Origin of the sequence: Gilliamella sp. Fer4-1, from assembly GCF_001690515.1 — a bacterium.
GTDB classification, from domain to species: Bacteria; Pseudomonadota; Gammaproteobacteria; order Enterobacterales; family Orbaceae; genus Gilliamella; species Gilliamella apicola_C.
Map to the genome: position 1 here is coordinate 1 of NZ_LZGZ01000095.1, position 1833 is coordinate 1833.

Here is a 1833-nt window from a genome sequence, read left to right on the forward strand (position 1 = left end):
CGAACAATGAACAGTAACACACTGAAAAAATATCAAACTCAATTACAAAAATTAAAAGCAAAGCAGAATGTAATCAAAACAGAACTAACAGATTGTCAGCAACGCTACAACTCAATCAAAAATGAAATACTCGACGTACAAACAAAGATAAATGAACTATCACGCAATAACAAACTAATAGTTAGCGAACATGCAACAATTAGGATATTAGAGCGTATGTTTCACATAAATTTGAGCGAAATACATGAGCAGATAATTGCTGAGGTTTTACCGGTTTACACAAAACTAGGAGATGGAACTATACCAGTTAAATGTATTGGTTTGCGAGCGGTCGTGAAAAACGGCGTGATAGTAACGGTTAAATAAGGAAACAATAATGACAGAACAATTAAAACCTTGCCCGTTTTGCGGCAGTGAATATTTATTCATTGATGAGATTGATTATAGATTCAATGAAGATATTCCTGAATATCTCAGAAATGCTATTTCTTTTGCGGGGGATGCTATTTATTTTGCGGCGGTTTGCTATGACTGTAATGCAAGAGGTTGTGAAGAAAATAACAAAAATCAAGCAATTTCGTCTTGGAACATAGTAATACGAGAATCACAAAACGAAGTCAAAGCCCAGGGCATTAGAGAAGCCGTAAAAAAGGCTGATAACGAAACATACATCGGAGTTGTCGGTAGTGATTTTCCGCCGCAAAAACAATATAGAGCCGAACTGCTAGCGCTTGCTGATAACTTAAGATTAAAACATGAATAAATATAACAAGTTACTAAGTTTTATTTGTTGATGAGAGATGAGAAAATTATAGGAGTAAATAATGACACCGCTACATGATATGCGATATGTGGCAAAAGTATTGAAGCTATCTGAACATACTGTACGAGCAAACCCCGCAAAATATCACATGTACAAAATTGGGGGCTTTTGGCGCATATCTGAATCTGATTTACAAAATTACATAGACGAGAGCAGGAAAAGAAATAATAATGTTATTCGGCTAGCTCTTGTTAATGACAATAAGGAGATTAAAAAATGTCATTATCCAAGAGAAATGGCGTCTATTATATCGACATCCGCACGCCAAGCGGCGAACGAATTAGACGCTCTACTGGGGTGAGTGATAAAAAACTCGCGCAGGAATATCATGACAAAGTAAAGCATGAAATGTGGGCAATAAGCCGACTTGATAAGCGTTTAGAACGTACATTTGACGAAGCGTTATTGTTACTACTAAATGACGGAAAAGATCAAAACGATTATGCAACTAAAGTTCGTCATGCAAAATATTGGCGCACTATTTTTGGCGGTAAAAACTTATCATCAATTACTGGTGAAATGATAGATAATAATTTACCAACACATAACGCAAAAAATAAAAAAGCATTAGCACCAGCTACAATAAATAAATATCGCAAGACCATACTTAGGGCGTTGAGTCTAGCTCAAAAGAACAATTGGATTGCCTCCGTTCCGTATGTCGGAAAACAGAAAGAACCAAAAGTTAGGGTTAGATGGGTAACAAAGCAACAAGCTCAAGAATTGTTAAGAAACATATCCCTAGGATGGTTGCGTGATGTTTGTTTATTTGCGTTATTAACAGGTGCAAGACGAACTGAAATTTTATCATTAACTTGGGATAAGATAGATTTTCAAAACAAAATAGCTATAGTAAGCAACGATATCGCAAAAAATGGCAAGGCAAGATCGTTGTTATTAAATGATGAGGCAGTTGAGCTATTAAAGAACAGACGACTCATCAATAGCAAGTATGTTTTTGTAAGCACAAATAATAATCCATTAAAGGATATTGATCGACGCGCTTTTAA

General features: G+C 35.6%; 3 protein-coding genes. All 3 read left to right on the plus strand.

Going from position 1 to position 1833, the window contains the following annotated elements; all coding sequences use genetic code 11:
- Positions 1-366, plus strand: a 366-nt coding sequence (locus A9G30_RS12870; protein WP_176700833.1) for a hypothetical protein, incomplete at its 5' end; no start/stop codon positions are given.
- 10 nt (positions 367-376) lie between these two features.
- A complete protein-coding gene (locus A9G30_RS03615) occupies positions 377-763 on the plus strand; it encodes a Lar family restriction alleviation protein (RefSeq protein ID WP_065588091.1) in 387 nt (128 codons plus the stop codon).
- Between the two features lie 276 nt (positions 764-1039).
- A partial coding sequence (locus A9G30_RS03625; RefSeq protein ID WP_141671973.1) for a tyrosine-type recombinase/integrase occupies positions 1040-1833 on the plus strand: 794 nt, incomplete at its 3' end.